This is a genomic window from Aeromonas sp. QDB30, from assembly GCF_027707645.1.
GTDB classification, from domain to species: Bacteria; Pseudomonadota; Gammaproteobacteria; order Enterobacterales; family Aeromonadaceae; genus Aeromonas; species Aeromonas caviae.
The window spans coordinates 1-8214 of record NZ_JAPCIY010000112.1; the positions used below are offsets into that span (position 1 = coordinate 1).

Annotated in this window: 5 protein-coding genes; 2 read left to right on the forward strand and 3 right to left on the reverse strand. The window is 65.8% G+C overall.

The genetic code is table 11. The annotated features are described in order from the left end of the window. Nucleotides 1-238 precede the first annotated feature (238 nt). Both PG896_RS19855 and PG896_RS19860 read left to right on the forward strand, forming a co-directional pair. The gene (locus PG896_RS19855) at nucleotides 239-2395 is read left to right on the forward strand and encodes an AsmA family protein (RefSeq protein WP_161470284.1); all 2157 of its coding nucleotides are present in this window, start codon (nucleotides 239-241) and stop codon (nucleotides 2393-2395) included. A 139-nt stretch (nucleotides 2396-2534) separates the two neighbouring features. Continuing rightward, nucleotides 2535-3269, forward strand: a complete 735-nt coding sequence (locus tag PG896_RS19860; protein WP_270836121.1) for an SDR family oxidoreductase — start codon at nucleotides 2535-2537, stop codon at nucleotides 3267-3269. 56 nt (nucleotides 3270-3325) lie between these two features. Here PG896_RS19860 and glnE read toward each other — a convergent pair whose 3' ends face one another. The 3 genes from glnE to PG896_RS19875 form a co-directional block, all read right to left on the reverse strand. Continuing rightward, nucleotides 3326-6199 (reverse strand): bifunctional [glutamate--ammonia ligase]-adenylyl-L-tyrosine phosphorylase/[glutamate--ammonia-ligase] adenylyltransferase, encoded by a 2874-nt coding sequence (glnE, locus tag PG896_RS19865; RefSeq protein WP_270836122.1) that lies wholly within the window; start codon nucleotides 6197-6199, stop codon nucleotides 3326-3328. 135 nt (nucleotides 6200-6334) lie between these two features. Further along, nucleotides 6335-6775: a GNAT family N-acetyltransferase gene (locus PG896_RS19870; protein WP_039040551.1), complete on the reverse strand. Its 441-nt coding sequence runs from the start codon at nucleotides 6773-6775 to the stop codon at nucleotides 6335-6337. A gap of 107 nt (nucleotides 6776-6882) precedes the next feature. Then, nucleotides 6883-8133, reverse strand: a complete 1251-nt coding sequence (locus PG896_RS19875; protein WP_200164386.1) for a methyl-accepting chemotaxis protein — start codon at nucleotides 8131-8133, stop codon at nucleotides 6883-6885. Nucleotides 8134-8214: the final 81 nt, after the last annotated feature.

Sequence of the window (8214 nt, forward strand, 5' to 3'; positions counted from 1 at the left end):
CCAAACCACAGAAGTATGCGACGAGAAAACCTAGTAAAAACAATGCCAGTCAGGCTTAACTGACTGGCATTAGGGCCCTGCGGGGCCCTTTTTATTGCCGCGCATTGGAAGAGCTGCGCTGGCAGCACTAGCTGCGACTATCCCTGTCTCGCCGCTGGCCCGTTTTGGCTGAAGGGCCCCATCTGTCATCCCCCCGGTGGTATAGTCAGCCACAAGATCCGCATTCAAGGAGTCCATCGTGAAGAAGATCATCTACATCCTGCTGGGGTTGGCGCTGGCGGCCGTGGTGGCCATCGCCGCCCTGGTGTCCCTCATCGATCCCAACCAGTTCAAGCCCCAGCTGGCGGAGCAGGTGCGCAAGAGCACCGGCCGCGAGCTGGTGATACAAGGGGATATCGGCTGGCGTTTCTGGCCAAGCCTCGGCCTCTCCCTCGAGCAGGTGGCGCTGCGCAACCCCGCCGGTTTCGCCGAGCCCGACCTGGTGCGCTTCACGCGCGGGGAGGCCTCGGTGGGCCTGCTGCCGCTGCTCTCCCACCGGCTTGAGATCGGCAAGGTGACCCTGAGCGGCGCCCATCTCTTTATCCAGACCAAGGCTGACGGCAGCTCCAACCTGAGTGACCTGCTCAAGGCCTCCGCCGACCCCAAGGAGGAGGCGGCCTCCGAGCCTGCCGCAACGACGCCCCCAGCCGCCAGTGACAAGCAGCCCTGGCAGATCAGCCTGCAAGGCATCGCGCTGGTGGATGCCAGCGCCCTGGTGCGGGACGATCGCAACGGTACCGTCTCCCGGCTCGACCGGCTGGATCTCGATCTGGGGCAGTTGACCCCGGGGGAGTGGGTACCGGTGACTCTGGCCGCCAAGGGGGCCCAGGGTGAGCTGGCGTTTGATCTCAAGGGGTCGGCCCAGCTCAAGCTGGCCCAGGAGGCCATGAAGAGCGAGCTCAAGGATCTCAATCTCAGCGGCAGCCTGAACCAGCCGGCGCAGCGGCTCGATTCCTTCACCCTCAAGGCCGACCGGCTGGCATTGGGGGAGTGGAGCAGTCTGAGCCTTAGCCTCAGCGGGGCACAGGGGGCGGCGGACAAGCCGACCCTGGCCGGTACGCTGGAGGGGACCCTCAAGGCGCGGCTCGATGAAAACCGGCAACTGCTGGAGATATCGGATGGCGTGCTGGCCGCCAAGCTCAGCGGTGATTCTCTGCCGCGCCCGCAGATGCAGGTGAAGCTGGCGGGCTTTGCCCGCGCCGAGCTGGACAAGCAGGCCGTCGCCCTCAGCAACCTGGTGATGGGGGTGGATGATGCTCTGCTCAGCGGCAGCGGCGCCGTTCGTCTGGGGGCCGTACCCAAAGTGGACTTTGACCTCAAGGGGGACAAGCTCGATCTCGACGCCTGGCTCGGTCAATCGGCCAAGGCCGCGCCCGCTGCCGCCACGTCAGGGGCGGCTGCACCGGCCGGAGCAAAGGAGCAGGCTGCGGCGCCCGCCAACAGGGCGCTCTCCACGGTAGAGCCTGATCTGACCGCCCTCAAGGCGGTGGACCTGGCTGGCCGCCTGCAACTGGGCAGCCTGCGCCTCAAGGGGCTGGATCTGAGCGCCGTCGATCTGCAACTGGCCCTGGCCGGTGGTCAGCTCACCCTCAAGCAGTTCAGCGCCGGGGTGGCCGGCGGCCAGGTGACCGCGAGCGGTCTGCTCGATGCCCGTCAGCAGCCGGCCCGCTATCAGGTGCACAAGCGGGTGCAGGGAGTCGAAGTGCGGCCGCTGCTGCAGACCCTGGCCCAGACCGACCTGCTGGAAGGCAAGGGGGATCTGGAGGTCGAGGCGCAGGGCTCAGGACTCTCCGAGCAGGCGCTGCGCAGCCGGATGCAGGGCAAGGTGAACCTCAAGTTGAGCGATGGCGCCCTGCACGGCATCAACCTGGCGGAGATGATCCGCGAGGCGCGGGCCACCCTGACCGGCAAGGGGGCGGATCAGGTGAAGGAGGTGCGCAAGACCGACTTCAGCGCCCTCACCGCCAGCTTCCAGATTGCCAACGGGGTTGCCAGGAGCGATGACATCCAGCTGTTTGCCCCCGCCCTGCGGGTGAAGGGGCAGGGCCAGACCACCCTGGTGCCGGAGACCCTCGACTTCCTGTTCCTCACCTCCGTGGTGGAGAGCAGCAAGGGGCAGGGGGGCAAGACGGTGGATGAGCTCAAGGACATCACCATACCGGTGCGCATCGGCGGCCACTGGCAGGCGCCGAGCTACAAGCTCGACGTGAAGGCTCTGCTCAGCAACAACAAGGTGCTGGAGGAGAAGGCCCGCAAGGAGGCCGAGCGCGGTCTCAAGAAGCTGCTGGGCGACAAGGCCGACAACGAAGGGGTGAAGGGGGTGGCGGACCAGCTGCTCAAGGGCCTGTTCAAATAGCCAACCTCCCGGTGTTGTCATCAAGAGCCCGCCCCGTGCGGGCTCTTTGCTGTGCTGCCGGGCGTCACGGGACGAGGTGTGGTCGCCAACATGAGGTACTATGCGAAGCAGTCATCGAAACCGGGAACCAGGAGGGTTCATGAACAAACGGGTGCTGATCACCGGCGGTGGCAGAGGTATCGGGGCCGCGACAGCCCGCTATCTGGCGGCTCAGGGTTACCATCTCTGTCTCAACTATCGTCAGGACAGGGCGTCCGCCGAGGCGGTGGTGGCCGAGATCCTGGCCACCCATCCGGTCGAGTGCATCGCGGTGCAGGCCGATGTCAGCGTGGAGGCCGAGGTGGTGCGCTTGTTCGAGGAGATGGACGCGCGGCTCGGCCCCGTCACTCATCTGGTGAACAACGCCGGCAGGTTGCAGCCCCAGATGCGGGTGCTGGAGATGAGCGCCGAGCGCATCAACCAGACCCTGACCACCAATGTCACCAGCTGCTTTCTCTGCTGCCGCGAGGCGGTGCGCCGCATGACGGCAGGGGGCGCCATCGTCAACGTCTCTTCGGCCGCTGCCCGGCTGGGCTCCCCCGGGGAGTACGTGGATTATGCCGCCGCCAAGGGGGCCGTCGACGTGCTGACCAGAGGCTTGTCGCTGGAGCTGGCGGCTCAGGGGATCCGGGTCAACGGGGTGCGTCCGGGTTTCATCTACACCGAGATGCATGCCGACGGCGGCGAGCCCGGCCGGGTGGACAGGATCAAAGGCAATATTCCCCTGCAACGGGGCGGCGAACCCCGTGAGGTGGCGACCGCCATCGCCTGGCTGCTGTCGGACGAGGCCTCCTATGCCACCGGCACCTTTATCGATGTGGCGGGCGGGCGTTAGGTCATCTTCAACAAGCCTCCCGTCAACGAGAAGGGGCGCCATGGCGCCCCTTCTGCTTATTCTCCCAGCAGCTGTTGCCAGACCGCCAGCACATGGCCCCGCTCTCGCGGCAACTGATCGTCCCCCACCTTGCGGGAGATCTCCGAGAGATTGAGGCGATGGCCGAGGTTGCGGATCTCCAGATAGGCCTGCTTGAGCCCCTCCGCCTGCTCCAGTGTGAGTACCCCCGCCATTACGCACTCATCGAAGATGCGCACATTGTCTGACCAGCGGGTGAGTGCATCCGGCTCACCGCAGGCATGGGCCAGCACCAGGTACTGGGCGATGAACTCGATGTCCACCATGCCGCCGGGGGACTGCTTGAGATCGAACTCTCCCTCTCCCGCCTTGAGCAGGTGATCCCGCATCTTCTGGCGCATCTCCCGCACTTCACGGGCCAGGGTGGGCAGATCCCGCTCCTTGGCCAGCACGTCGCGGCGGATGCGGGCAAATTCGGCGACCACGGTATCATCGCCATAGATGGGACGGGCTCGCACCAGGGCCTGATGCTCCCAGGTCCAGGCTTCCTGCTGCTGGTACTGCTCATAGGCCGACAGCGATGAGACCAGCAGGCCGGCGTCGCCGGAGGGGCGCAGCCGCATGTCGATCTCGTAGAGGATGCCGGACGGAGTGCGCGTGCTGAACAGATGCAGGATCCGCTGGGCCAGGCGCAGGTAGAACTGGCGGCTGTCGATGGGCTTGCGGCCATCGGTGTAACTGTTGGGGTCGCCGCCGTGCAGGAACACCAGATCGAGATCCGAGCCGTAGCCGAGTTCGATGCCCCCCAGCTTGCCGTAGGCCACCACCGCAAAGCCGCGCTGGCCGCTCACCGCCACCTCGGGCGGTACCCCGTAGCGTTCGCTCATCTGGGCCCAGGCCTGATTGACCACCTCCTCGGTGATCGCCTCCGCCAGCCAGGTGAGGTGGTCGCTCACCTTCATCAGCGGCAGGGCACCGGCGATGTCGGCGGCGACGATGCGCAGCAGCTGCACCTGCTTGAACTGGCGCAGCGCCTCCATCTGCTGTTCCACGTCCTCTTCGGGGATGCGCAGCAGGAACTGGCGCAGCTGGGGCTTGTACTGATCCAGCGGGGTGGGGTGGTAGAGGTGTTGGGGATCCAGCAGCTCGTCCAGCAGGATGGGGTAGCGGGCCAGCTGCTCGCTCACCAGGTTGCTCTCGTCACACAGGCGTACCAGCTGGCGCAGGGCGGCGGGGTTTTCCGCCAGCAGTTGCAGATAGGCGCTGCGAGTGAAGATGCGAGTCAGCAGGGTGCAGACCCGCTCGAACAGGCGGGCAGGCTCGCGGCTCGCCACCACCAGGCGCAGCAGCTCCGGCATCAGCCAGTCCAGGGCGATGCGCCCCTGGGGCCCTACCTGACGGCGTTTGTACTCCTCCTTGAAACGCAGCAGGGCGGCGCAGAGGGGGGCGGGCTCCACCACTCCCTGCGTGGTCAGCAGTTTTTCCAGCTCGGCGGCATCAAGCTCGGTGCGCCAGAGATCGAGCCAGAGCTGTTCCAGGTGGGCGGGGGCCTCCTTCTCTTCCCCCACCACGGCGACGAACTCCTGATGGACGGCGGCCATCTCCTCATCGAGGTGGGCCATGAAGGCGTCCCAGTCGGTAAAGCCAAGGGTGGCGATGAGCCGCTGGCGATCCCGATCCTCGGTGGGCAGAGTCTGGGTCTGCTGATCGCCGATCTCCTGCAAGATGTTTTCCACCCGGCGCAGGAAGCGATAGGCGGTGAGCAGGCGTTCGCACTGGCTCCCCTCCAGGGCACCCCCCTGGGCGATGGCGGCCAGCGCCTCGGGCAGGTGGCGTACCCGCAGGGCGGGCTCGCGCCCGCCACGGATGAGTTGCAGCGCCTGGGCGATGAACTCCACCTCGCGAATGCCCCCGGCCCCCAGCTTGATGTTGCCCTCCAGTCCCTTGCGGCGCACCTCGGCGGCGATCATCGCCTTCATCTGGCGCAGGCCGTCGATGACGCCGAAGTCGATGTAGCGGCGGAACACGAAGGGGCGCAGCAGTTCGGTCAGGGCCATGGCGTGTTCGCACTGGGGGCCCAGCACCCGTGCCTTGACCATGGCGTAGCGCTCCCAGTTGCGGCCGTGATGCTGGTAGTAGTCCTCCATGGCGGCGAAGGAGATGGCGAGCGGCCCCGCATCGCCAAAGGGGCGCAGCCGCATGTCGACCCGGAACACCTGACCATCCTGGGTGGGCTGGTGGAGGGCGTTGATGAGACGCTGCCCCAGCTTGATGAAGAACTGCTGGTTGGCGAGCTCCCGCCGCCCGCCGACCGTGTAGCCGTTCTCGGGGAAGGTGAAGATAAGGTCGATGTCGGAACTGAAGTTGAGCTCGCCGCCGCCGAGCTTGCCCATCCCGAGGATGAGCAGCGGCTGGGGGTTGCCATCGCCGTCCATGGGGGTGCCCAGCTCGCTGCACTGTTTGGCGTAGAGCCAGTCGCGGGCACCACAGATGAGGGCATCCGCCAGCTTGGTGAGATGGATGAAGCTCTCTTCGACCTCGGACTCCCCGAGCAGCTCGCGCCAGGCGATCACCAGCATGCGACTGCGGCGGAACTGGCGCAGGATGCGCTTGAGCGCCTCCTCGTCCGCGACCTCGGCGAGCAGGGCTGCGAGCTCAGGTTCATAGGCGGGCCAGCGCTCGGCCCGGGTCAGTGCGTCCGATGCCAGGGTCTCGGCCAGCAGCCCCGGCTGCTTGATGAGGGAGTCGGCGACAAAGTCGGAGAGGCCGAGCAGGGTCAGCAGAGTCTGGCGGGTGGGCTCGGGCAGTGCGTCATACTGGGGCGCCAGAGCGAGCAGCCGCTGCCAGTGGCGCAGGGCCTGCTCCTGCAACAAGGGAGAGAAGGCGGAGAAAGAGGGAGAGTGCTGGGCCACGGTTGCCATCCTTGTGGTTGACGAGTCTGCAGGGAGAGTGAAATGCCGGCTGCCAATCTAGCACTCCCGGGCGCTGGCGTCACAGCGCCGCTGCCCGGAAGGTGATCCGGCGACGGATCTGGCGATCGGCCGGGCTCAGGGACGCCGGTAGATCTCGGGGTCGTAGATTTCCATCAGGCTGCCGGGGCTTCTCGGCGGCACAAAACCGAAACCGGCGTAGAGGCCGTGGGCATCGGAGGTGGCGAGGGAGAGACGGCGCAGCCCTTGCAGCTCCGGGTGGGCGAGGATGGCTGCCACCAGGGCCTTGCTGTGACCGCGCCCGCGATGTTCGGGCAGCACGAAGACGTCGGCGAGATAACCGAAGGTGGCCTTGTCGGTGATGACCCGGGCGAAGGCGACCTGCTGGCCGTCGAGATAGGCTCCGAAGCACAGGGAGTGGTTGATGGCCCGCTGCAGGGTGGCGAGGGGAATGCCGAGGCACCAGTAGGCCTCTTCACTGAGGAAACGGTGAATGAGCGGGACGTCGAGGCGCCCCTTGTCGTCGCTTATCTCAAGCGCAGGTTCTGTAGTCTGCATCCTGGCTCCTTGCCGTGATGAAAAAAGAAAGGCCCCTAAGGGGGCCTTCCAGTGTACTCAAATCACGACCTCAGGCCAGCCTGTAGGTTTGACGATGGGCGCCAGCATCAGGCCAGCTTGAAGGCCTGGATATGGCTGTCCAGCGTCTGGCTGTGGTGTTCCACCAGTTCGGAGGCATCTTTCAGCTCCCGCAGCACCACGACGGAGCCTTCCACCACCTGTTTGACCTGCTCCAGGTTGGCATTCATCTCCTCGGCCACAGAGCTCTGCTGCTCGGAGGCGGCGGCGATCTGGCGGTTCATGTCGGCCACTCCCTGCACCCGCTGCACTATGGTGTCGAGCTGGGTACCAGCCTGAGTTACCTGCTCCACCCCCTTGTCCGCCTGTTGCACGCTCTCGGCCATCAGGCCGACGGCCTGGCGGGCGTTGCCCTGAAGCTGCTCGATCATCTTCTGGATCTCGACGGTGGCCGCCTGGGCACGGTTCGCGAGTTCGCGCACCTCGGAGGCGACCACGGCAAAACCGCGACCCGCCTCACCGGCGCGGGCGGCCTCGATGGCGGCGTTCAGGGCCAGCAGGTTGGTCTGCTCGGAGATGCTGCGGATGGTGTCCACCACGGAGCCGATGCGATCGACCCCGTGCTCCACTTCGTTGACCACGGTGGAGGAGCGCTGGATGTTGCCGGAGAGAGTGTCGATGGTGTTGACGGTAGCCGCCACGCAGCGCCTGCCCTCCTCGGCCAGCTGGCTGGTTTCGGCGGTGGCGTGGGACGCCTGCTCCGCGTGGTTGGCCACTTCTCGAATGGCACCTACCATCTGGCTCATGGCGCTGGCAAGCTGCTCAATCTGGGTGAACTCCTCGTTGATGGCCTCGTTCGCCTCATCCATGCAGAGAGTCACCTGGGAGGCGATCTCGTTGAGCTCTTTGCAGGCGGCACGCTGGGTCCCGAACACCTCCTTGAGGTTCTCCTGGGAGTGGGCCACCGCCTTGGCGATGTCGCCGAACTCGTCCCGGGACTTGAGCAGCACGCTGTGGCTGAGATCCTTGTTGGCGAAACGCTCCAGCAGCCCCACCAGGTAGTGGACCTGCTTGACCATGAGGCGGGAGCCGGTGAGCAGCAGCACCACGAAGACGACCCCCATGAGCGCCGTCTCCACCAGCCCGGTCCAGAGCAGGCGATCGGCGATGGTGTTGGCCATGGCGGCATCAATGCCCTCGCTGAGCAGGGTCGCTTCCAGGTTGCTGGCATCGAACCAGAGTTTGGCCAGCAGCAGCAGGGTGCTGAACACCATGAGCAGCACCACCTTGGGCACCAGTCGGATGTTGCTCATGCGCCTCTCCAGCGGGTTCAACTGCATAATTTTTGGTTCTTCGCGGGATCCTGGGAAAGTGGAAGTTGACAGACAGGGTGCTGGTAAACTGGTTGTCGCCAAACACAC

What these genes read in the sequence shown, in the direction of transcription:
- PG896_RS19860 (WP_270836121.1), top strand. Translation starts at nt 2,535, where the DNA reads ATGAACAAACGGGTGCTGATCACCGGCGGTGGCAGAGGTATCGGGGCC.
- PG896_RS19870 (WP_039040551.1), bottom strand. Translation starts at nt 6,775, where the DNA reads ATGCAGACTACAGAACCTGCGCTTGAGATAAGCGACGACAAGGGGCGC.
- PG896_RS19875 (WP_200164386.1), bottom strand. Translation starts at nt 8,133, where the DNA reads ATGCAGTTGAACCCGCTGGAGAGGCGCATGAGCAACATCCGACTGGTG.